Source organism: Shewanella sp. W3-18-1 (assembly GCF_000015185.1).
Classification (GTDB): Bacteria; Pseudomonadota; Gammaproteobacteria; order Enterobacterales; family Shewanellaceae; genus Shewanella; species Shewanella putrefaciens.
In genome coordinates this window covers 3,998,715-4,022,281 of record NC_008750.1, presented here as the reverse complement: position 1 = coordinate 4,022,281, position 23,567 = coordinate 3,998,715, and the positions used below count along the sequence as shown (strand labels likewise).

At 46.0% G+C, this 23,567-nt stretch carries 18 protein-coding genes; 10 read left to right on the top strand and 8 right to left on the bottom strand.

Translation table 11 applies throughout. The annotated features are described in order from the left end of the window. Positions 1-22: 22 nt before the first annotated feature. The 4 genes from SPUTW3181_RS18295 to crp all read right to left on the bottom strand — a co-directional run bounded on the left by SPUTW3181_RS18295 (position 23) and on the right by crp (position 3,068). The gene (locus SPUTW3181_RS18295) at positions 23-1,351 is read right to left on the bottom strand and encodes an ATP-binding protein (protein ID WP_011790768.1); all 1,329 of its coding nucleotides are present in this window, start codon (positions 1,349-1,351) and stop codon (positions 23-25) included. After that, complete coding sequence (locus SPUTW3181_RS18290) at positions 1,348-2,022, bottom strand: response regulator transcription factor (protein ID WP_011790767.1); 675 nt, start codon at positions 2,020-2,022, stop codon at positions 1,348-1,350. The genes SPUTW3181_RS18295 and SPUTW3181_RS18290 overlap by 4 nt, the downstream gene beginning before the upstream one ends. After that, on the bottom strand, positions 2,003-2,350 hold the full coding sequence (locus SPUTW3181_RS18285) for a PepSY domain-containing protein (RefSeq protein ID WP_011790766.1): 348 nt from the start codon (positions 2,348-2,350) through the stop codon (positions 2,003-2,005). Before SPUTW3181_RS18285 ends, SPUTW3181_RS18290 begins: the two co-directional genes overlap by 20 nt. An 82-nt stretch (positions 2,351-2,432) precedes the next feature. After that, complete coding sequence (crp, locus tag SPUTW3181_RS18280) at positions 2,433-3,068, bottom strand: cAMP-activated global transcriptional regulator CRP (RefSeq protein ID WP_011070954.1); 636 nt, start codon at positions 3,066-3,068, stop codon at positions 2,433-2,435. Positions 3,069-3,490: 422 nt separating this feature from the next. Between crp and SPUTW3181_RS18275 the strand changes: the two genes are divergently transcribed. The 8 genes from SPUTW3181_RS18275 to SPUTW3181_RS18240 all read left to right on the top strand — a co-directional run bounded on the left by SPUTW3181_RS18275 (position 3,491) and on the right by SPUTW3181_RS18240 (position 13,924). Continuing rightward, positions 3,491-4,270 carry a tetratricopeptide repeat protein gene (locus SPUTW3181_RS18275; RefSeq protein ID WP_011790765.1) on the top strand — a complete coding sequence of 260 codons (780 nt, stop codon included), beginning with the start codon at positions 3,491-3,493 and terminating at the stop codon, positions 4,268-4,270. 286 nt (positions 4,271-4,556) lie between these two features. Beyond that, positions 4,557-6,764, top strand: a complete 2,208-nt coding sequence (locus SPUTW3181_RS18270; RefSeq protein ID WP_011790764.1) for a putative bifunctional diguanylate cyclase/phosphodiesterase — start codon at positions 4,557-4,559, stop codon at positions 6,762-6,764. Between the two features lie 78 nt (positions 6,765-6,842). Beyond that, on the top strand, positions 6,843-9,362 hold the full coding sequence (gene hrpB, locus SPUTW3181_RS18265) for an ATP-dependent helicase HrpB (protein ID WP_049824091.1): 2,520 nt from the start codon (positions 6,843-6,845) through the stop codon (positions 9,360-9,362). Between the two features lie 81 nt (positions 9,363-9,443). Continuing rightward, on the top strand, positions 9,444-11,744 hold the full coding sequence (gene mrcB, locus SPUTW3181_RS18260) for a penicillin-binding protein 1B (protein ID WP_081429817.1): 2,301 nt from the start codon (positions 9,444-9,446) through the stop codon (positions 11,742-11,744). A gap of 150 nt (positions 11,745-11,894) precedes the next feature. Then, a complete protein-coding gene (locus SPUTW3181_RS18255) occupies positions 11,895-12,173 on the top strand; it encodes a peptidylprolyl isomerase (protein ID WP_006084190.1) in 279 nt (92 codons plus the stop codon). Between the two features lie 79 nt (positions 12,174-12,252). After that, entirely contained in the window at positions 12,253-12,648 is a 396-nt protein-coding gene (locus tag SPUTW3181_RS18250; protein ID WP_011790761.1) for a DUF2391 family protein, read from the top strand. A 144-nt stretch (positions 12,649-12,792) separates the two neighbouring features. Beyond that, positions 12,793-13,023: a hypothetical protein gene (locus SPUTW3181_RS18245; RefSeq protein WP_011790760.1), complete on the top strand. Its 231-nt coding sequence runs from the start codon at positions 12,793-12,795 to the stop codon at positions 13,021-13,023. Positions 13,024-13,222: 199 nt separating this feature from the next. Next, positions 13,223-13,924 carry a DUF3581 domain-containing protein gene (locus SPUTW3181_RS18240; RefSeq protein WP_011790759.1) on the top strand — a complete coding sequence of 234 codons (702 nt, stop codon included), beginning with the start codon at positions 13,223-13,225 and terminating at the stop codon, positions 13,922-13,924. 88 nt (positions 13,925-14,012) lie between these two features. On the opposite strand, the gene SPUTW3181_RS18235 is transcribed toward SPUTW3181_RS18240, so the two are convergent. The 4 genes from SPUTW3181_RS18235 to dsrO form a co-directional block, all read right to left on the bottom strand. Next, on the bottom strand, positions 14,013-15,320 hold the full coding sequence (locus tag SPUTW3181_RS18235; protein ID WP_011790758.1) for a methyl-accepting chemotaxis protein: 1,308 nt from the start codon (positions 15,318-15,320) through the stop codon (positions 14,013-14,015). 317 nt (positions 15,321-15,637) lie between these two features. After that, positions 15,638-18,745 carry a tetrathionate reductase subunit A gene (locus SPUTW3181_RS18230; protein ID WP_011790757.1) on the bottom strand — a complete coding sequence of 1,036 codons (3,108 nt, stop codon included), beginning with the start codon at positions 18,743-18,745 and terminating at the stop codon, positions 15,638-15,640. Between the two features lie 35 nt (positions 18,746-18,780). Continuing rightward, positions 18,781-19,863, bottom strand: coding sequence for an NrfD/PsrC family molybdoenzyme membrane anchor subunit (nrfD, locus tag SPUTW3181_RS18225; RefSeq protein WP_011790756.1), 1,083 nt, complete (start codon positions 19,861-19,863; stop codon positions 18,781-18,783). Continuing rightward, on the bottom strand, positions 19,853-20,635 hold the full coding sequence (gene dsrO, locus SPUTW3181_RS18220; protein ID WP_011790755.1) for a sulfate reduction electron transfer complex DsrMKJOP subunit DsrO: 783 nt from the start codon (positions 20,633-20,635) through the stop codon (positions 19,853-19,855). The genes nrfD and dsrO overlap by 11 nt, the downstream gene beginning before the upstream one ends. Before the next feature lie 281 nt (positions 20,636-20,916). Between dsrO and SPUTW3181_RS18215 the strand changes: the two genes are divergently transcribed. Next, entirely contained in the window at positions 20,917-22,923 is a 2,007-nt protein-coding gene (locus tag SPUTW3181_RS18215; protein ID WP_041408253.1) for a PhnD/SsuA/transferrin family substrate-binding protein, read from the top strand. Beyond that, entirely contained in the window at positions 22,923-23,534 is a 612-nt protein-coding gene (locus SPUTW3181_RS18210) for a response regulator transcription factor (RefSeq protein WP_011790753.1), read from the top strand. The genes SPUTW3181_RS18215 and SPUTW3181_RS18210 overlap by 1 nt, the downstream gene beginning before the upstream one ends. Positions 23,535-23,567: the final 33 nt, after the last annotated feature.

The following is a 23,567-nucleotide window of genomic DNA, read 5'->3' as shown; positions in this document are numbered from 1 at the left end:
ATGAATAGCTCAAATAAGACATCTAGCTAAAGGTCAGTTCGATCCTCAATCCACCTAAGCGAGTGCTGTGATCAAATTTAAGTTCAATCTCATATTGCTCGGCAATTTCTTTCACTATCGATAAACCTAAGCCGTGACCCATTACAGCTTCATCTAATCTTGTTCCTCGCTGTGTGAGTTTATCTAGCTCATCATCAGCAACCCCAGGGCCATCATCATCGATACAAAGGCAGAGACGCTCTTGCTGACGTGATAGCTGAATACTCACTTGGTGCTTAGCCCACTTAAAGGCGTTGTCTAATAGGTTGCCTAGGAGCTCCATGCCATCCTCTCTGTGGATCGGCAGCCGTAGGATATTGGGATCGAGTTCAAAATTGCATTCGATGGACTTGTTGCGGTGGACCTTATTAAGGGTATTGGCTAGGCTGTGTAAATCCCTTGGGATCACTAATTGCGCCGCAGGAAGCATGTCGCCTGTGATCCTTGCCGCCGCCAGTTTACGCTCGACCATCTTGTGAATCGAATCAAGTTGTTGCTGCAGGGCTATGGCGGTTTCAGGATCTTTAAGCCCAAGTGCTTCAACTTGTTGCTGCATCACCGCCAGTGGCGTTTTGAGCCCATGGCTCAAGTTACCTAAGTTATTGCGACTACGTTCAATTTGCTTGGCGGTGTATTCGAGTAGTTCATTATAGGTTTTTGCTAGTGGCCTTACTTCCGGGGGGATATTACTCAGTTCGAGAGCGTTGATCTCCCCTTGCTGTAAACGGGATAGCGCATCTTGGATTTGCCTAACGGGTTTAAAAGACTGACGTAGAATTAAAAAGATCCCCATGATCATCGCCACTAGCATCGCTAGATTGACCCCAAGTTTAGTGCCATAAACCTCACTAAATACGCGTCTACCAATACTGAGATCCTGCGCCACTGTCAGGGTGGCTGTGACATTGGCGCTACTCGAATTTAATCCCAAGGATAACAGTTGCATATCATTGTTTTTTGGTCCTTTAGCTTGCCAAACTCGGGTTTGATTTGGGGCTAATGGTTCAATATCTAATTGCATGTCCCATAATGAACGTGAGCGAATCACTTCATTTGGCAGATTAAGCTGGAAATAGCGGCCCGAATAGGCAGGTTTATAAAAACTGGAAAGCTGGCTTTGATCTATGCTGATATCACCATCATTGATATGGGTCGCCAGCATGATATGTTCAAGATCTTCTTCTAAACGATTGATAATCGAATCGTGAAAAGCTTGGCGCAACATGGACTCAAATAAGATGAGTCCAATCACTGTGCCCAGCACTATTAAGCCCGTTAACCATAAACTGAGCTTAGTGCGAATGGATATCATTGAATTGCGCCGTGGAAAATATAACCTTGACCGCGGCGGGTTTCGATAGCGGTTTTACCGAGTTTTTTACGTAGATGTGTCACATAAACTTCTACGACATTACTCTCTTTTTCATCATCAAATTGATAGAGTTTATCGGTTAGCTGTGCTTTAGATAACAGCTTTTTAGGCGACATAAGAAAAATCTTAAGCAATCTAAATTCCATGGCTGTTAACTCGTATAGGTGATCGGCTACTTTTACTGTTTGCTCCGTTTCATCTAAGGTAACGCCACCATAGGTGAGTTGTTTACTGGGAGTATTTAAGCGTCCATGGGCTCGGTGAATCAGTGCTTGTATGCGAGCAAGCAGCTCTTGAGCATGGAAAGGTTTTCCTAGGTAATCATCAGCACCCGCATTAAAACCTTCGACTTTTTCATGCCATTGGCTACGAGCCGTTAACATGATCACTGGCGTACTAATACCTTGATTTCGCCAGCCTTCGAGCAATTCGAGTCCATTACCATCGGGTAGGCCAATATCTAAGATCACACAATCATATTGAGTTTCTTTGATGAGGTAATCGGCTTCCAGAGCTTTGTCTGTGATATCGGTAACGTAGCCAGCAAGTTTGAGTTGCTTTGCCAGTTCATTGACCAGCATTGGGTTATCTTCAACGAGTAGCAGTTTCATTTTTTTGGCATTCGCTCGGTAGTGCAATGGATTGATCGGGTTGGCCATTGGTTGCATCAATGCTCAGATTAACGATTTGGCCGCGCTGAACTTTAATTTGTAAATCATAGCGCCATTTATGCGCTTCTTGATAGAGATGGGCATCAATTAGTTCACCTTGGCAAAATTGATCCACAACCGCAAGGGTACCATTGAGCGACAGAATTTGTCCTGAGTTAACGAGATCTTTGACTTGATAGTGTTCTAATTCAATCGGTTCAGCATTGATTATTGTTGGATACACCAGTGCGAACAGACTGAAAAAACAGATAAAAAACAGCCGTTTCATTTGTGTACCCCAATAAAAAATGGCCTAGAATTTATGCTAGGCCACTTTAATGAAACAGGCTTAAATCAAGCTGAAGACTAACTTAACGGGTACCGTATACCACTATCGTTTTGCCGTGTGCTTGAATTAAATTTTGCTCTTCAAGCATTTTCAAGATTCGACCGACAGTCTCACGTGAACAGCCTACAATCTGGCCAATCTCTTGACGAGTAATCTTGATTTGCATCCCATCAGGATGAGTCATTGCATCAGGCTGTTTAGCTAAGTGCAATAATGTTTGTGCTATACGACCTGCGACATCAAGAAACGCTAAATTGCCGACTTTCTGACTCGTGCTTTGTAGGCGATAAGCCATTTGAGCAGACAGTTTCATCAGAATTTCAGGGTTAACTTGGATCAGTTGCTTAAACTTTTTATATGAAATTTCTGCAATTTCACATGCTTGTTTAGCTCGAACCCAAGCGGTACGTTCTGCTTGTTCTTCAAATAATCCTAACTCACCAATAAAGTCGCCTTGATTAAGATAAGAAAGGATCATCTCTTTACCTTCTTCATCTTTAATCAATACGGCAACAGAACCTTTTACGATGTAATAAAGGGTATCTGAATCTTCACCAGCATGGATAAGAGTGCTCTTTGCAGGGTACTTATGAATGTGACAGTGTGATAAAAACCATTCCAAAGTTGGGTCCGGTTTTGGCTTACCAATCAGAGCCATGTTGATGTTCCTCGATTGATTAAAACGAAAGTAAGGATATTCTAAATAAGCATTTTACGTCAATTAGACTCACAAAAACTTGATAGAAGTCTTAGTTTAGAATAAGTGAATAAATGCAATTAACCATCTAAAATTAGAGCTTATTTTGCTACTTTAGTGATATTAGTCAACTAAATCGGTACGAAACTCATCGGATTCAGTTAACTCTGTCGAGTTAATCACATCTTATAAGGCATTTTAAGAATTTTTTGAGCCAAAAATAAAAAAAATGCCACTGTACGAGGTAATTACTTTTGCTATTTCGAGAAAATATCCCTTTATTATCCCATTTTAGTCTTGGTTTTAGTGCGATTTAGGCTCGACTTATCCAAAAAATTCAGGCTAACTTTATGGTGTGGTCGCTTTGAGGTGAGGTAAGTAAGGTGAAATACAGACAATGGGTTTTGAGCATAGGCTTAACTTTAGGCGTAGGGCTAAGTTCTGTTGCGCACGCATTTTCTATTCCACAACCTGCAGCTGAAATTGCAGCGAGTAAATTTGCGCTAATCCAAGTTCAGGCGGCGCATGGCAGTGCTGATGCTCAATTTTTATTGGGGCTGATGTATCTCTCTGGGCGCTATGTGGAACAAGAGGTGCCATCTGGCATGTATTGGATATCCCTGGCGGCTGAACAACAGCATGAGAAAGCACAGCAAACGCTGGCTGATTTATCCTTTGAGGGCAAAATTATTGCCAGAGATCTCTCGGTAGCAGAGCATTGGTATAAAGTGATGAGTGAACGAGGTAATCGTTGGGCTCAGTTCCGTTTAGGTTTTATTTATGCCTCTGGCGGTGATGGCGTTGTACGTAATTGTGGTAAAGCGGTCGAGCAATTTACCCAAGTGGGTGATGATATTGCGCTGGGTAATGTGGCGTGGATCCTTGCGACTTGCCCTGAGGCTGAATATCGCGATGGCAATAAAGCGGTTGAGTTATCCTTAAAGTTACTTAAAGTAAATGAAAACGATCCCACTAATTTAGATAACCTCGCTGCTGCCTATGCAGAAATTGGTGATTTTAGTGCTGCAATATTGACCCAGCAAAAAGCGATTGAAGCTTTAAAGATGAGTGCTGAACTGACTAAGACGGATGAGTTCATTCAGCGGTTACAAACCTATGAACAAAAACGAGCCTATCGCGAAACCTTACGTCTGGTTGAATAAATTATTAGACTTTCTCGTGTTTGTTGCCCCTACTTTCTATCTGACTTTCCTTATCAGTCCTGCTTATTGAGTGCAGGATTTAATCTATTTCAGGCTAAATCTTGACCAATCATAAAGAAGTGTGTTTTTCTGAATAAGCTATACTTTTTTCCGTAGCGGTTAATGTCATTTTATTATTTTATAGCTATTCATTAGCTCATTAGCCGTTTTTGATTATTCAAATTTCTATGCTCAACGCATGTTGATAACACCTTAAATGGAATGTTAGGTAAGGAAATACCTTGAAATGTCAGATGGTTTAGCCAATCCACTCCAACAGGCACTCGTCACTATTTTTAGCGAAACCCCGCTAGAAACCTTAGAGCAGAATGTTGACCGAGCCCTAGAGACTATTACCTTACAACTCCACTGTGATGGAGTGTTTGTGTTGACAGGAAGCCAGTCTCTTGACCATTTACGCACTCGAAATCTTTATTTAAAACCGCAATTTACTAAGGGACAACAGATCCGAGTTTGGCCTTTAGCACGTATGCCTTTTTTTCGTTCGTTGGTACGTTCACCAAGATTATTAAATGTGCCTGATGTTAATCGGTTGCCCGATGAGGCATTGGCTGAAAGAGCCCTACTAAAAGATTGGAATGTAAAAAGTTTATTGGTTTTACCTCCCGTCATTTTTGGCGAAACACGGATAGCTCTAGGGGCGGTTAACTGCTCTGAATGTTGTGATTGGAGTAATGCGTTTATTGATGAGTTTAGTCATGCCGCAGTGATGATTGGCTCTGCAATGGAATTGACTCGAATTGCCCAAAATATGCTGGCAAGTGAATATAAATACCGTCAAGTATTTAATCAGTTACCTTTAGCCTGTGCGTTACTCGATAAACATAATCAACTGGCAATGTTAAATAAAGTGGCGTTGCAAACTTTACCTGTGCAGCACGGATATGATTTATTCCAGATGGTACGAGAAGAAGAACACGCCATGCTCAACGATACCTTGCATATGGTACGTGAGGGCGTCTTAGGTCAAGCTTGGTGTGAGTTACCGTTAAAATCGGTGCATCAACTCGATTGGTTAAGGTTAAGTTTCAGCCAGATCCATGGTGATAAAAATACGCTGGTGATGATAGCTGAAGATGTGAGTGAAAAGTATCGCTTAGCCGATGAACTCTCTTTCCATGCTAATTACGATGCACTGACTGGCTTACCCAACCGACTACATTTTGAAGCATTGCTTGAGAATCTTCTACAAGTAAGGGATGACATGCCGACCTGCGTTGCTTTTATTGATGTCGACCAATTTCAAGTCATCAATAATGTGAGCGGCCATCAAGCGGGAGATAAACTCCTGTGTCAGTTGGCTTTGCGTCTAAAACAGCTTGTCCGCAAAGGCGATATTGTCGCGCGCCTCGGTGGTGATGAATTTGGTATTTTGATGCATTACAGCAACGTGGATTCGGCGCAGCATATTGCTAATCGCATTTGTACCCAGCTTGCAACCCACGAGTTTATTTGGGAGAACCGTTGCCATAATGTCAGTGTGAGTATGGGCATTGCCAAGCTCGATAAATCGGCTGCTGATATTTACACTGTGATGAGTCAAGCGGATGCGGCATGTCGCCTTGCTAAAGATAAAGGGCGCAATGGTTGGCATTTATACAGCGCCAAAGATCCTAAGATGACTCGACTTTATACTGAGATGATGGCCTCAGTTGATATTGTCAGCGCCCTCGCATTGAATCAGTTTGAGCTTTATTTTCAAATTATTACACCATTAAATCGCCGTGAGTCAGGTCTGCATTTAGAAATCCTACTGCGTATGGTTCAGCCGAACGGCACTATTGTTTCTCCTGCGATTTTCTTGCCCGCGGCTGAGCGTTATAACTTAGCTTCTAAAGTCGATCTTTGGGTAATAGATAATTTACTTAAATGGGGTAGTAGTCATTTAGCGATTTGGCAGCAGTTGGATCTTGTTTCTGTTAATTTATCGGCCACGTCTTTAGGAGACAGTGAGTTTATGAACTGGCTTGAAATGCGCTTAATGACCGAGCCGGAGTTGGTGGACAAACTTTGTATTGAGATTACAGAAACGGCAGCGGTGAGTCAGCTAGAACAGGCGACAAAATTGATTGAAGTATTACGTCCCCTTAATTGTCAGTTGGCTCTAGATGATTTTGGAGCTGGTTTTTCAAGCTTTGCCTATCTCAAGCGTCTTAATGTGGATTTTGTCAAAATTGATGGTCAGTTTGTCCTTAATATTTGTGAGGATCCCGCGGATCAAGCTATTGTTAAGGCTATCTGTCAGTTGGGGCAAGACATGGGATTTGATATTATTGCTGAGTTTGTGGAGTCCCCCGAAATTGGCCTTAAATTACAGATGCTCGGGGTCGACTACGCCCAAGGTTACGCGATTAACAAACCCACTCGTTTATCTGATTTAACTTCAGGGCTAAGTCGGCCTTGGCTTGATATGAACAGTGGTTTACAGCCTTAAATCCACAACCTGCACGGTTGGTATTAAAGCCGATTATGAGTACACTGACGACCTGTTTTGAACTTTGATATCAGATCCTTGAACTCTCTACCCATTTATTCTCTACTTGCTCCGCTGCGTGAGGCATTTTCTACCCATGCCCAAGTCATCCTTGAGGCGCCTACTGGGGCGGGTAAATCTACCGCTTTGCCTCTGGCTATGTTGGATTGGCCTGAAGTCACTGGGCGTATTCTGATGCTTGAGCCTCGTCGAGTCGCCGCCCGTAGTGTGGCACATTATATTGCCCGCTGCCGACAACAGAACGTAGGGCAAGAGATTGGGTATCGGGTGCGTGGAGAGTCTAAGGTCAGCGCCAATACACGCTTAGAGATAGTTACCGAAGGGATTTTAACGCGGATGATCCAGCAAGATCCTGAATTAAAAGGGATTGAAGTGATCATTTTTGATGAGATCCACGAGCGGCATCTTACAACGGATCTTGGCCTTGCCTTAGCGCTCGAAGTACAAGCTTCCCTGCGTGATGATTTAAAAATATTGGCTATGTCGGCGACGTTATCGGGCTTAGCCTTGGGTGAATTAATGCCCTCGGCGGCGATTTTACACAGCGAAGGTCGCAGTTTCCCCGTTGAAGTTGAATATTGCCCCGTGCCAAGTCAGCAGCATTGGTTGGAGCATCTTGGTCGCTGTATTGTCGAGCTTGTCAGTGCAAATACGGTTACTGAAAAAAATACCGTTCACAATGATGTATTAGTCTTTTTACCCGGCAAAGCTGAAATCCTGCGATTAGTGCAGTATTTGGGTGAGCGTCTCGACAGTGATACTTTCTTGATATGTCCATTATACGGTGAGCTTTCTGGTGCTGAGCAAGATCGCGCCATAGCGGTATCGACACAGGGAAAGCGTAAAATTGTATTGGCAACCAACGTGGCAGAATCGAGCTTAACAATTGATAATATTGGTTTTGTTATCGACAGTGGCTATAAACGTCAAGCCAGTTTTAATCCTAAAACTGGCGTTACTCGCCTCAGTTTAAAACGTATTAGTCAAGCCTCGGCAACTCAACGTGCAGGGCGTGCGGGGCGTTTAGCGGCAGGTCGATGTATTCGATTATGGAGTCAAGAAGAACAAGGGCGAATGCTAAAGGCTGATGAGCCTGAAATTTGCCAAGCGGATCTTGTCTCAATGGCCCACGATTGTGCCTATTGGGGAGCAAAATCCTTTAGTGATCTAATGTTACTGACTTCACCCCCCAAGGTAAATGAAGCACTAGCTTGGCGGCTGTTACAGCATTTAGGGATGGTTGATCCCCAAAATAAGTTAACTCCCCATGGCAAAGCTGCCTATGAGTTAGGTTGCCACCCTCGGCTTGCCCATATGTTACTGAGTGCTAAAACCTTAGCTGAGCAGTTATCTCAACCAGAATTATCTAGCTTAGCCTGTTTGCTTGCGGGGATTTTAGAGGCCAGAGGCTTACCCAAAAAGGGTGCAGATATGATGAATTACCTGTACTTTGCGACTCAGGGACAAGTGGGGCAGCAGGTAAAACAATGGCAAAGAAAGTTAGCCGTGTCTGGTGATTTAAGCGTGATAGCCTCCCATGCTCATCATAAAGATGTCGGGTTATTATTGGCATTTGCCTATCCTGATCGTATCGCTAGGGCGCGGGGCGTAGAGGGATATCAATTGGCTAATGGCACGGGTGTTGTGCTCGCCGCGGAGGATGGACTTGCGCAAACACCATGGCTTGTTGTCGCTGATCTTCAAGAAACAGAAGGTAAAAGTGCAGGTCGGATCTATTTGGCAAGTCAGTTGCACCCCAATCTATTCGATGAGGCACTAAAGCCCCTGCTAAATATCACAGAGCAATGCGGTTGGGATGAGATAAAAGGGCGAGTAGTGGCAGAACGCCAATATAAGATTGGCCAAATATTGTTCAGGTCTGAATCAATATCTAAGCCTGAACGCCCACAAATAGTGGCCGCATTACTGAACTATATCCGTTTGCAGGGATTAAAAATTCTCAATTGGAACGACAACTTAGAACAACTCCAATATCGACTCCAGTTGGCTAAAGCACTGGATGCGAGTACTGATTGGCCTGATATCAGTGACACTGCATTATTGGCAAACCTTGAAACTTGGCTGGCGCCTTACCTTGAAAATGTGAATAATCTGCCGCAGTTACAGAAACTCGATTGTTTTAGCTTTGTCGCAAACCAATTAAGTTGGCAGCAGCAACAAATGCTCGAGACATGTTTGCCAACCTCTTGGGCGTTAGTCACTGGAACGCATGCCCCGATAGTGTATGACGCCTCTGGGCGAGCTTTGCTTAGGGTAAGATTACAAGAAACCTTTGGTATGGCACAAAGCCCAATATTGGCACAGGGCAAACTTAAGGTGACGATGGAGTTGCTCTCGCCAGCACAGCGACCATTAGCACTTACAGCCGATTTAGCCAGCTTTTGGCAGGGCCCTTATGTTGAAGTCAAAAAAGAAATGCGTGGTCGTTATCCAAAACATTTGTGGCCGGACGATCCTGTGAATACTTTACCTACAAAATATACCAAGAAGAAAACCTTGGGTTTATCTCAGTCATAGCTTTTAGGCTGCTTTGATTTACAACATTTAGGTGTTGTGCCCGTGACTGATGTCTTTAAATGTGTGAATGATGAAGTAGATATGACAACTAAGACGACAAAAAAAACACCCGCTCAGCGCAAGGCAAAAAGGAGTCGTGGACTCTTTGGGCACATCTGGTCGCTCACTTGGAAGTTGACTTTAGTAGTGCTTGCCGTAGTCACTTTTTACAGTATTTATCTTGATCAAATTATTGCCAAAAAATTTGAAGGGCAAAAATGGCATCTACCCGCCCAAGTATTTAGCCGGTCCATGGCCTTGTACCCCGGTGCCGCCGTCAGTCATCCTCAGTTAATGGCTGAACTTAAATTGCTCGGTTATCGTAAGGTCGCTAATCCTCGCCAAGTCGGTGAATTTTCAGCTTCAAGTACGCGTATAGAGTTATGGCGTAGACCCTTTTTACATCCTGAGGGCGATCAAGCAGAACAAAGAGTAATGATAAGCTTCGACAGTGACGGTGTAAGTTCCGTCGCGCGGATAGAAGATAAGCGTCAATTAGCGGTGTTTCACTTAGAACCCGTATTACTTGATCGTATTATTGCTGGCGACGGTGAAGACAGGTTATTTGTGCCAACCGAAGATATGCCTAAATTGATTATTCAGGCATTACTTCTAGTGGAAGATCGCAGTTTCTATGAACATCATGGCGTTAATCCTTTTGCGATTTTGCGTGCTGCGTTTGTCAACTTAAGTGCGGGACGAACAGTACAAGGCGGCTCAACGCTGACACAGCAGCTTGCAAAAAACTTTTTCTTGTCCAGTGAGCGTTCTTTGCTGCGTAAAGTGCGGGAAGCGCTAATGGCGGTGATTATTGATTTTCGCTACAGCAAAGAAGAAATCCTCGAAGCCTATTTAAATGAAGTTTATATGGGGCAGGATAAATCCCGTGCTATACACGGCATGGGGCTGGCCTCGCAATTTTATTTTGGACGTCCGATTAGCGAACTGACTGCGCCTCAGCAGGCATTTCTTGTGGCAGCAATTAAAGGTCCGTCTTACTACAATCCGTGGAAATATCCAGATCGTAGTCAAGAAAGACGCGATCTCGTATTGCGTTTATTGATGGATGCGGGTGAATTAAATACAGAACAGTATAAGGCGGCGGTAGAGTCTCCATTGGGCTTACGTAGTCAAAATAAGCCTGTTCATCAGAAGTTACCTGCTTTCTATGCTTTGGTGAAGCAAGAACTAAATCAACGTTATGGTGATGCTTTACTGAAACAATCTGGTGTGAAAATTTATACTACCCTAGACCCAATGGCCCAAGAAGCGGCCGAAAATGCGGTGATGAAAACCTTTAAAAGTTTAGATAAAGGCAATAAATCATTGCAGATTGGCATGGTGGTGACCGACAAATACACTGGCGGTATTGCCGCAATGGTAGGCGATAAAACGCCAGGGTTTGATGGATTTAACCGCGCCGTTGAAATTCGCCGTCCTATTGGCTCGTTAATTAAGCCCTTTGTGTACGCGACGGCATTGGCGCCTAATAGCAAATTCACTTTGGCGACACCGCTAAAAGATCAGCCTATTACCTTAAAAAATGAACAAGGTAAAACTTGGTCTCCCCAAAACTTCGATAAAAAGTTTAGTGGTCAAGTATCCCTGTTAACGGCGTTGAAAAAATCGATGAACGTGCCCACGGTAAACTTGGGGATTGCGGTTGGTGTGGACGCAGTAGCAACCACCCTAGCCAAATCTGGCTGGGAAGAGCCCTTAAACGAATATCCATCGATGTTATTAGGGGCAGTGAATGGCTCTCCTCTGATGGTCGCGCAGGTGTACCAGACCCTAGCGGATAATGGGGCTTATCGTAAGCTCACAACCGTTACTGCAGTATTGGATAGCCATAATGAACCTTTGCCAGTGACCCGTTCACCTAAAGAGCAAGCCATTACGCCCGAAACAGATTTTCTCGTGCAATATGCGATGCAGCAGGTGGTGCGTTCTGGTACGGCAACACGGTTAGGTAATGCTTTCCCTGGGGTGGCGCTAGCGGGTAAAACGGGAACGAGTAACGATAGCCGTGACTCTTGGTTTGCGGGGTTTGATGAGCGTAATGTTGCAGCAATTTGGGTCGGACGGGACGATAATGGCAAAACTAGCCTCTATGGTAGTAGTGGCGCCATGGCGGTATATCAATCCTTCTTAAGTGAGCGCCCACCAATTGGTTTACGCTCAATCCCGGTTCCAGGTGTTGTGCGAGGCTATTTTGACCGTGATACCGGCGTCGCTAAAGAAGCGGGTTGTGGCAATGTCGAAGCTCTACCCGCATTAAAGGGAACCTATAATCCTGCACAAAATTGCGGTGAACCTTTGCAATGGTGGCAGAAGATTTTCTAGGTTAATCGGGGCGATTATTGGCCAATAACGCACTGATGTGTTGAATATAAAACCAGTAGAACCTGTGTCGATGGAAGTGATGTTATCGAGAGCAAACTCGGGATGTCACTCTTCCTTTTGCTCGGGACGTTAACTCAAGTGAGAAATGACATGTTTAAAACCGCTGCCGCCGTGCATATTTTAGTGAAACACAAAGAGCAGGCTGAGGATATTGTTAAGCAGCTAAATAATGGTGCTAATTTTGCTGTGCTCGCTAAGCGTTTTTCCTCTTGTCCTTCAGCCAAAAAAGGCGGCGACTTAGGTGAGTTTAAAAAAGGCCAAATGGTGCCACAGTTCGATAAAGTCGCATTTTCGGGCGAGTTATTGGTGCCACATATAGTAAAAACGAAGTTTGGCTGGCATGTCGTTAAAGTGCTTTATCGCACTTAATACCTCAGTAATAAGCGCATCTTCACCGAACGTTATTTTCGACTAATCAAATAGATTGGAAGATTAGGGAGCGATCAGCATGAAATTTAGTTTTAACACCGAAGATGCGAGCCAAGTATGTGTAGGCGCTTTTGCCCTTGCGGTTCCCATCGCATTTTCTGAGGAAGCGTGGCAACTTGGCGAAACGTTGCCTTTATTAAATATTGCTATGCTCTTTAGTTTATCGTTGTTATTTCTCGGAGTATTTACTTACCACAGCGTGTTCCAGCAGAATATTCGAACACGGATCCCTGTGTTTATTTTTCGGATAGTGGTGGCGTATTTGCTCACTGCACTTGTTGTTTTTCTGGTGCTGTTTTGCCTCGATAAAGTGCCATTTTTTGAGGATCCTCTGACCTCGATTAAACGGATCATAGTGATTACTATGCCGGCCTCTATGGGCGCTATCGTTGTGGATAGTTTTGATAAGGAATGATTTTGCAGTCAAATCTCATGACTTTTGTCACTGGTGTATTTGGCGTATCTTGAACATACTGATTGTTACTGCGTTTCGAGATTAAATTTCACTGCAAAAATAACCCTGAAACGTCAACACACCCTAAAACGAAAGGAATGGATTATGAACAATGGTGCTCTTGCTTTACTTATTCCCATACTTGCGATTGTGGGAGGATATGTTGTGGCAATTATGAAGATCCGTGAAAAGCAAAGATTGGCGAGTCATGAGCAAGCACAGGAGAACCAAGTGCTGCGCACCGAGTTAGAAACGCTGCGTCGTCGTATTGAGGTGCTAGAGCAGTTAGTGACTGACGATGGTTTTCAATTAAAACGTGAGTTTAATAAAGTCTAAAAGATGCATGTTGCGATGGAAATGCGCTAGCAATGTGAAATGCAACAACGAGGTTATTCGCTTTACAAATATTATCACGGTGTTACTTTTACGGCTTCGTTGGATTCAAGTCATCGGGTGAGTGAAATACCTAAATTAAGGTAGACTCGTGAGAATTTTGTTATCCATCCCTACTTGAGTCATTACTAATAGAGTTTATATGTTTCTAGCGCCTTATTTTTCAAAGCAAAATCAAGCAATTTCAGTTTCGGCACAGCAGGCTAGCGATTTCGCTAAGAAAGTTGCACAGGATTTTAATCCTATACATGATGTCGGCGCCAAGCGTTTTTGTGTCCCTGGAGATCTGCTGTTTGCTTTAGTGTTAACCCAGTATGGTTTGAGTCAGAGCATGAAATTTAGCTTTGCGGGCATGGTGGGGGATGGCGTCGAATTGCAATTTCCAGAGCAGGTTAATGATAGTTTTTCGATTTGCGATAGTCGTGAAAAAGCCTATCTTAATGTCAGCCGTCAGGGTGATGTAAGTTGTTGTGATGCGCAGACAGAATCCTTTATTCGTCAATATGTTGCTTTCTCTGGACATAATTTCATCGATATCTTAGTGCCGTTAATGAAACAGCATCAAGTGATGATAAATCCAGAACGCCCATTAGTGATTTACGAAAGCATGTCTTTCGATCTCACTACACTTGATTTTATTGAGGTCACTTTATCCCTCGTTGGACAAGATCTTAAAATTGATGGCAAACGCGGCGATGTGACTTTGCATTTTGAGTTACACAGTGGTGATACCTTAGTCGGAACAGGTATAAAGACCTTAGTGATGAGTGGATTACGTGCTTACGATGAGGTTTTTGTGCAGCAAATGTGCGCAACCTATGAAGGCCGTAAAATAGATTATTGATAGACGCTTAGGTCATCGCGTAGTTTTGGTCTGTAGGCAAAGCGCTATGCATCCATAAATAGCGCTAATGAATGATGTAATATGCGGATTAATGTTGATCGTCGATGGAAAGCTTTGACACCGTTGATGAGACATTTTCCGCCCCATTACGAATTTCCCCCATAACCAATGTCACCTCTGCTAACTGCAGTTTCCCTTCCTGAGCGATACGCTCAACCTCATTCATCATGTGTGTTGCGCTAGCGGTTAATTGAGTATTTTTACTGACTACGGCGGCAATTTCACTGGTTGATTTACTGGTTCGGGCTGCAAGTTGTCTCACTTCATCGGCAACAACGGCAAAGCCACGCCCTTGATCACCTGCACGCGCAGCTTCAATGGCAGCGTTAAGCGCCAGAAGATTCGTTTGATCTGCAATCGAGCTGATGGTTGCAACAATGGCTTGAATACTCTGAGACTGCTCATTGAGTTTTGCCATTGAATCCGTCGTCCTATGGGTTTGCTCGGCAATGGCATTTGAGGTACTTACTGTTGCATCCAGCAATTTCACACCTTGTTGGGCTTGTGTAAGCGTTTGTTGTGAGGTGATCAGCGCAATATTGGCGGCTTCTTGAACGGCTTGATTTTGTTGGATTCGCGCGCTGACATCGCTGGCGAATTTGATGATTTTTCTGACATGACCGTTTTCATCAATAATGGGATTATAGGCAGCCTCTAACCAGATGGATTGACCATAGGCATTTTTTCGTTCAAAGAGTCCGCTCTTAAATTGCCCATTTTTAAGATCGTCCCAAAAATGAGGTTGTTGCTGATAGAAATTATCAAAGCAAAAAATACGGTGGTGCTTGCCGATGACTTGTTCTTTGCTGTACGCCATTACCCGTAAGAAATTATGATTGGCGTTGAGTATGGTACCCTCTGACGTAAATTCAATAATGGCCTGTGACTTATTTAATGCATCGAAAATAGCCGCTTGATCATCGAGTTGAAGCTTTTCTTTCGTGATATCAGCGGCAATCTTCATCACTTTTATCACTTTCCCATCTAATTTAATGGGAAAATAAGTCGCTTTAAGCCATATCTCGTGTCCATTTTTATGGATACGGCAAAAATTACCTTCTTGCAGATGGCCTGCTTTCAAGTTGTCCCAAAACTGACGATAGGTAGAGGCGTTTGCATATTCTGGCTTACAAAATATCCTATGGCTTCGGCCTATAATTTCTACCAGAGAATAACCCATCGTATTTAAAAACAGAGGATTAGCATCTAGGATTTCACCATCTGGTGAAAACGTGATAGTGGCGACGCTGTTATCGATGGAATCAACTAAAGATTCTGATTCCAGTAGTTTCGCTTCACTCTCTTCAAGGCTTTTACGTAACGATGAATTAAACACTGAGATACTCCTTAATTCAAAAACGAACTCTTTTTTATTGGATGATATGGCGCCAAATACACTGATAAATATAGCTATGATTGGGATGATTTGTGGTTTTTATTAACATGGTACGCCGAACTGTATACTGCAATATTGGCAAGTAAGATCACTAAAATCAGATGTGGATAAAGTGCAGACATCGAGCTTACATGAGCAAATGTTGCCAAGTAACGGAGTTTGGCAGGCGTTTTTGCTAGATTATCGCCGTTTGTATAGATTCACTATACGGGCTTTGCTTTGCATAAAAGCCTGCCAACTTGAGGTGAGAATAAACCTTATACGACTTTCTCTATTTTTGCGGGCAGCCCTTGTCTGGCCGAAGCGCCACTTGCCCAATCTACCAGCGGGTAGCGGCCGTGGCGACTCGGATCAAACAGATTCAAGTCGTTCATATTGATGCCGACTCGGATCAGCGGATTGGCGGCGATTTTAAGGTTGTCGATCACTACGTCCCGCGCGCCGAGTTCCTTATGGCCATAACCGTGTTCGATGGCGATGCAGTCAGGGTGCACTCCGGCAACACATTCCACTAAGGCAATCACGCTGCCGTTGGGCGTGCTGATTTTTACTGTGTCACCAGTGCTTATTCCAAGGCGACTGGCGGTCTTCTCGTTCAGCCGCACCGGATTATTAGGGTGCACTTGGCGCAAACGATCCGAGCCAATACTCATAGAGCTCATGGTGTGGGATTTGTAACTACTGATCAGCAAAGGCCACTGTGATTTATTAAACGCCTTATCGAGCGGTGTGCCATCGGCTAAGGCGGGTTGATATAAGCGCGGACAGCCACTCATAAATTCCCCAGTGAGACTGTTACGCCGACTGCCCACTTCGGGATTCCACAGCATCATAGGTTTTGGCCAAACCTTGGTTGGATTCCCCACTTCATCCCGTGCACCGCTCATATTCTCAAAGCGGCCGCCGCGGGCAAATAAGTAGCTGACTTTTTTGACTTCATCTGGCTTGAGTCTGGCGTTGAGCTCACTTTGAATACGACTCACACCGCTAAGGTACATGTCCTCAGCGTTAATATCGGCAACGGCTTTACCCAAATAGGCCACGTTGGCGGCACCGTAGAGTGAGTAATCCGCTGCGCGCGTTAACGGATGTAAGCTGCCATCGGCGGCCTTAACGGCATTTTCGCCAAAACCAGGTAATTGCAGTTTTATTGCCACTTGGCTTAAGAAAGACTCCATGCACACCACATCGCCACTGGCCATTTTTGTGACCCTTGGTTCGACAATCGGCCAGCGACCTGTCGTTTCCTTCGTCAGAGTCCCATGCCACGAAGGGCTCCAACCCCATGACTCGTAAGTTAATGTGTCGGGCACGATATAATCCGATAGCGCCGAGGTTTCGTTAATAAAGCTGTCGATACTGATAAACAGTGGCAGTACTTTGGGATCTTTCAGTTGTTCACCAATGGCTTCACCTAGGCCCGCTTGACCATAAATCGGATTGCCCATGTGGTTAATCCATGCTTTGAGTCGATAGGGATAGCCGTGCACCGCCGCCGTTAAATGTTCGCCAAGCAAGGGTGATGAAATCGGAAACCAAGGCTCCTTTGCAGGATAAGGCGATTCGCCCGCTTCGACTTTACGGCGATACTCTGAGGTTTTCTCGTAGGGGAATTTAGATCGCGATAGGAATACGCCCTTAGGCTCGACCATGCCGTCAAACTCCTGCAGATTATACCTTGGGCCTTTACCAAAGGCCGGGAATGAACCGCCGGAGGCTAATGCGCCGCCCTTGAGATTGATGTTACCTATCATGGCGTTGAGCATCATGATCGCCCACGCGCTATAGAAACCATTGGCGCTCATCGTGCCGCCGTGGGAGATCACCGCAGCCTTAGTGCCATGGCTGGTAAATTTATCCGCGAGGGCGATAATTTGCGCCTCGCTAATATCGCACTCCTTGGCATAGTGTGCCATCTCGAAGCTCTGCGCCGCTTCACTTAACAGTTGGAAGCTAGATTTAACCGCAATCACCCCCTTAGGTGTGTCGACGTTTTGGTCAACGTCGAGCTTGGCTTTCTGACTTTGGCTCGCCAAAACTATCTTGCCACTCGCGGCATCGACAACCAACTGCGAGTCTTGCTCGCCGTAGGCTTTGCCGTCGAAGGGTAAGCCAAGATCGCTGGCAAAGAGATATTGGCCATATCTTGGATGGGTAGGTTCGCTGACGATCAAGAAGCCCGCATTGCTGAAGCCACGGTAACCCGAAACCTTAGCAGCATCGACATTGGGCGCACTCAAAAAATCGGCGGCGTAGCGCTGGTTATCAATAATCCAGCGCAACATGCCCATGGCGAGGGCCGAGTCGGTGGCGGGGCGGATCGGCAGCCAAGTATTGTTACCCGCACAAGGTTGATTCGAGGTATTGGGTAGCATGGGCGACACCACCACATAACTGAAATTTGTTTTATTCACCCGCGCGTTAGCCAATTGTCTTGCTTGGCGTTTAAAGGGATTGCCCGATTGCTGCGGTGAAGTGCCGATAAAGAGTAAAAATTCGCTATGGTCCCAATCGGGTTTCAAGTGGGCGTATTTTTTCAAATCATCCAATAAAGCGCCTGCTCCGGCGCGGTAGGTAAATCCACAGTAAGCGCCGTGGTTGGCAAAGTTTCGGGTGCCAAAGCTGTTGAAGGTAAAACGTTTGATAATGGCATCGCGGCCTTCATCGGAGGCGTTTGAGACCAGTAACTGGTTAGCCTTAGGGCCGTATTCTGGATTATTGGTATCGAGCGGCGTGGTGATATCACGAATTGCTCTTAAGCCTTCGACTTGGCCCTCACCAAATAAATCACCACCTTCGACGACTTCATTCAGCAATTGCTCAAAGCTAATGCTCTGCCATTGGCCGCTGCCGCGCTTACCCACGCGTTTAAGGCATTGGGTGACACGATGTGGGCTATCTAATTGTTCTAGCATGGCATTACCGCGGGCGCAGGCGGTGGAACGTCCCTGCAGACCCTGTTCTTGAAAGGCGCTAAGCCCAACAAAGGCGGTTTTGATCGGCGTATCAAAATCGATATGTTCCCGCGATGACAACGGATGATAAGGATTACCGCTGATACGGATGATTTTATCGGTTTTTTGATCGATACGAGCGCGCACGCCGCATTTGGTCCAGCAACCTAAGCACATAGTATTGGCGATGCGTTGATCGTCATTGCTGATTAACTGGCCTGACTGTAAATCGACTTTGTATTCAGGTGCTAAGGAATTGCCATGCAGTGGATCTTGGGTCGGTTTTCCTGAAGTGCCATTGACGACACCTTTACCTATTTGCGCTAATGTATGGCTATAACCCGCGGCAAACAATCCCACACCACCCGTTACAGCGGCCCCTTTGATAAAACGACGTTTACTCTTATCCATGATGGACTCCTTAATTCTGTAAACTAATTGGGTGCTCAGCGAGCAAGTTTTGCCGCAGGCGTGTGGCGAATAAGTTCGGAGACCAGCGCCATTAATGCTAACCAGAGGCCGAAAGTCCCAGCTATTCCTAATAGCCCTTCAGGTCCCCAAGGCAGTTGATAGAGATAAGTCCCCGCGCCGTATTTAGGATCGGTTTGCGCTTGAATTAGCACTATCCAGCGAAATCCCCACGCAAGGTGAATGGCCGTGAGGCTGACGATTAGCATTGCCATATTGGGTAAGTGACGAATGGCGAGCATCAGTGCCAGCACGGCGAGTGTGACCAGTACCCAAATCGCAGCAAGTTGCCAGCTTGGGCTGGTTTCAAGCAATAATGCGGCTTCAGGGGCCGAGCCCTTATCGAATAACGCCCAGCCGATAAGGCATAGGGCGAATAGACCAAAACTCGCTCTTACCCAGAGTAATAGGCTGTCTTGGGTGCGCTGTTGGTAGCCCTTTAATAGTCGATTCAATACCACCAAAGTGCCGCAGGCGGCGAGTAGGGCGCTCATTGCCATCAAAGGTGGCAGCCAATAGGTATGCCACAGTGGCCGCGCCTTAATGGCCATGGTTTCCATGCCAGTGTAGAGGGCGATACTGCAGGCACTCAGGGCCGTGATCAGTGCGATCGGCTTGATGAATTTGTCACTGTTCCAATCACCGAATCTCAGTAATTGGCCTATTTTATTCACCCAATCTGAGTCTTGATTCGTGGTGTGCTTAGGCAGATATTGACGCAGTAGCAGCCAAGCAAACAACGCGCTGGTGCCCGAGAATACGGGCAGTAAAAAGGCGCCATACCACATCCAAGAATCAGGGCGAACTTGCGCATAAAAATGCCAAGCCCGCAGCGGTTGGTGTAAATCGGCGAGTAAGGCGATAGGGGCGACTATGCCTGCGGTTAACATTAAACAGGCGCAGAGCTTCAGCAATCTGTCATCGGGTTTGGGTTGGCTGAACAAGTGTATTGTCGCTACCCATACGCTGGCGTAGGCGAGCCCCATCATAAAAAAGTATTGTACTGCCCAAGGTAGCCAAGTAATGGCGATATCTGGGGTAAAGATTTCTTTAATGACCATGGTGGATCTCCTCGCCAGTATCGGTAAGTAAGGTTCTAACGGGGGCTTGGCCGCTGATCTTGTCCTCAAAAGCGCTGCTCATGCCGATGTAGAATACCCGCGGCGCAGTGTTTGCTGTTGGTTTTAGCACCTTGATATCGGTTTTGTTGGCGGCGAGCAGTTGGCTTATCTGGCTGTTGGGATTATTCAGATCGCCAATCACACGGGCTTCTCCTACGCAGGTTTCGACACAGGCGGGCAGTAACCCTGCATCTAACCTATGGGCGCAGAAGGTACATTTGTCGGCGGTATTGGTATCGTGGTTGATAAAGCGCGCATCATAGGGGCAGGCTTGCACGCAATAGCCACAACCAACACACCATTCATTGTTGACGACCACTATGCCGTCCTTGCGCTGGAAGGTCGCGCCCGTAGGACAAACGGGGATGCAGGGCGGGTTTTCACAGTGATTACAAAGTCTTGGCAGCATTAAAAACGCAGGAGGAGTAGTATCTTCCTGCTGCGAGACTTCATACTGCTGCACTGTGGTGCGAAATTGGCCGAGGGGCGGTTGATTCTCGATAGTGCAAGCGACGGTACAGGCTTGGCAGCCCACACAGCGGCGTAGATCGATCACCATACCGTAACGTTTACCCACTTGGCCTTCGCTGGCACTGTGCATTTGAGGGCTGCGCTTATCATCCTGTGCATACACTTGCACGACAGGGATGAGTGCGGCGCCAACACTGACGCTGGCCATTTTGCCGAGAAACTGACGTTTACTCTTGTCCATACAGATTTCCTTCACTACTTGCAGATGGCGAATAAACTGGCTCATAGACCTAGAGTTAAGGTTTATGGCGAGGTTTACAGGCATTCTGTAAAAGGGGAGGCGGCATAACTATAGTGGTTTTCCACATATCGGGTGTGGACTTGATCTAGCGCAACAAATATCCGTTAGAATAGCCTTCAAAATGCTAGGGTTTTATTTTTTGTGGCTTGGGTTTGCCCTGTTCTTAGCTTAAGTTGGACTTGATTTTAGTGTGAGCGACTGGGGATAAAGTATTGCACTTCATGTTATTGAGGATGATGAAAACGGTGTTTCGCTTAGCAGTATCGGTCAAGTGGCCGTTATCGATTCTGAGCACTCCACATTCCGTGGCAATACCGAGGAAAAAGCCAAGGAACGCAGTGTTATTCCTATGCTTGCTCGCTTCGGCTGAGGTGTTTGCTGCGGAGCCATTGAATCAAAGTTCGGGGTTAACTGACCCTGAGATTGTCGCTCAAGTTGCTATCGAAGAGCCCAGTTATCAAGTGGTCGATGTTGGCGTGTTAGCCATCCGCGGTTATAAGGCGACCATCAACCGCTGGCAACCTTTGATGGGGTGGCTCGAAACTCAAATCCCCAACAGTTACTTTAGGTTACATCCTCTCACCCTCGATGAGCTAGCTAAGGGCGTTGAAACCCAAGGGCTCGATTTTGTGATCACCAACCCAGGGCAATCCGTGTTGCTGGCGCGACAATATTCCCTCACTTGGTTGGCGACCCTGCGCAGTCCGTTAAATAATGGCGCGGCAATGCAAGTGGGCTCGGCGCTGGTGGTGCGCGCCGATTCACCCTATCACACCCTAAGTGATCTTAAGGGACGTCGACTCGGGATCGTATCGAAAAATGCCTTTGGTGGTTACTTGACCTTAGTGTACGAAGCGCAGCTAAAGGGCATAGATTTACCTCGCTTTGTGGGAGAGATCATTCCGCTGGGGTTCCCGCTAGATAACTTGATTTATCAGTTAGATGACAAAAAAACTTCCACAGAGCGACATCAACCGTTAGACGCTACGGTCGTGCCTGTGTGTCAGCTTGAGCAGATGCAAACGGAAGGTCTTATTAACATCGCCCATTATCGAGTGCTCGATAATCAAGCGCCTGCGGGGTTTAATTGCCAAGTCTCGACTCACCTTTATCCCAACTGGTCTATGGCAAAGACCAATCGCGCCTCCCAGTCTCTGGCTAAAAGTGTGACTCAAGCTTTGCTGGCGCTGCCCGAAGATCATCTCGCCGCTAAGTCTGCTGATTCTGCGGGCTGGACCACGGCCGTGAGTCAGCTTGCGATCGATCAACTGCTTAAAGATCTCGATATGCATCCTTTGCAGGCACCATGGTGGCAAAGGGCGTGGCAGTGGATCAAGTTACATCAACAATGGGCTTGGCTTGTTTTGGGGATTTTGGTTTTACTCAATGTGTATCATTTTTGGCTTGAATACCGCTTTAGTCGTCGTGGCCGTGAGTTGATTAACACTCAGCGCCAGCTCAATGAAAACCGTGCGTTACTGGAACATGCCCAACGTATTGCTATCGCGGGCGAGCTTGGCGCGAGTCTCTCCCATGAACTCAATCAACCTTTGGCGGCGATTGGCCATTATTGTCATGGCGCTGAAGTGCGATTACAGAGGGGGACGAGCCCTGAGGAGTTGCAATCTGTATTGGCGCTGATCCAGCAGGAAGTCACGCGCGCCGACAGTATTATCAGTCGCTTACGTAATTTACTGAAGAAGCGACCAGTGTCGAAACAGCCTTTGTATCTGCATGAGTTGGTCAATGATACTGTGCCACTGCTTGCCTATGAGTTTGAACAACATCAGATAAACCTTGCTGTCAATGTGAATGGTGAGCCCTATTTACAGTCCCTCGATGAAGTCGGCATGCAGCAGTTGTTGCTCAACCTACTAAAAAACGCCTTTGACGCCTGCGTTCAGCGGTTAGAGCTTGAATCCAGTGGCACCGAACAGAGCATCACGCAAAAGCCATACACACCCACGATCGATATCGATCTTCGCTATCAAGAATGTACGCTCTTGCTGACGGTCACAGATAATGGCACTGGGTTAACCGAAGAGACCAGTCTGCTGATGCAAGCATTTTATTCCACTAAATCAGAGGGGTTAGGTTTAGGCTTAGTGATTTGCCGTGATATTGCCGAGAGCCATGGTGGTACGTTTAGCCTAGAAAGCGCTATGGGTGGCGGTTGCCAAGCGCAGGTGGCTATACCGCGTAAACCTGAACCCAATGGAGCACAATAATGAGTCTTGCCTTACCTGTGTATTTAATCGATGACGATGACTCAGTGCGTCGTTCTTTGCGTTTTATGCTTGAAAGTTATGGCCTTAAGATCACCGACTTTGATAGCGCTGAAGCCTTTTTTACCGCCGTAGACTTAACACTACCGGGTTGTGCGCTAGTCGATGTGCGTATGCCGGGTTTGAGTGGTCAGCAGTTGCATCTTGAATTAGTGGCAAAAAATAGTCCGCTAGCGGTGATTTATCTCACTGGCCATGGCGATGTGCCAATGGCGGTAGATGCGCTTAAATTAGGTGCGGTGGATTTTTTCCAAAAGCCCGCCGATGGCGCTAAGTTAGCCGAGGCGGTTGTCAAAGCGTTGGAACATACCAAGGCGCATCATCAAGACAATCAGTATCTTGAGACTTATCAAGCGCTCACGCCAAGGGAGCGGGAAATACTCAACCTGATTGCCCAAGGCCTGAAGAACCAAGAGATCGCCGATAGTCTCTGTATTGCCATGCGCACGGTTGAGATCCACCGCGCCAATTTGATGAAAGGCATGCAAGTGGGATCGCTGGCGGAAATGATGCTGATTTACAGTCGGATCGCCGAACGCCTGCGTCTCGAATAAATCCGTTGGAATTTACCTTTTATCGCGCTAATT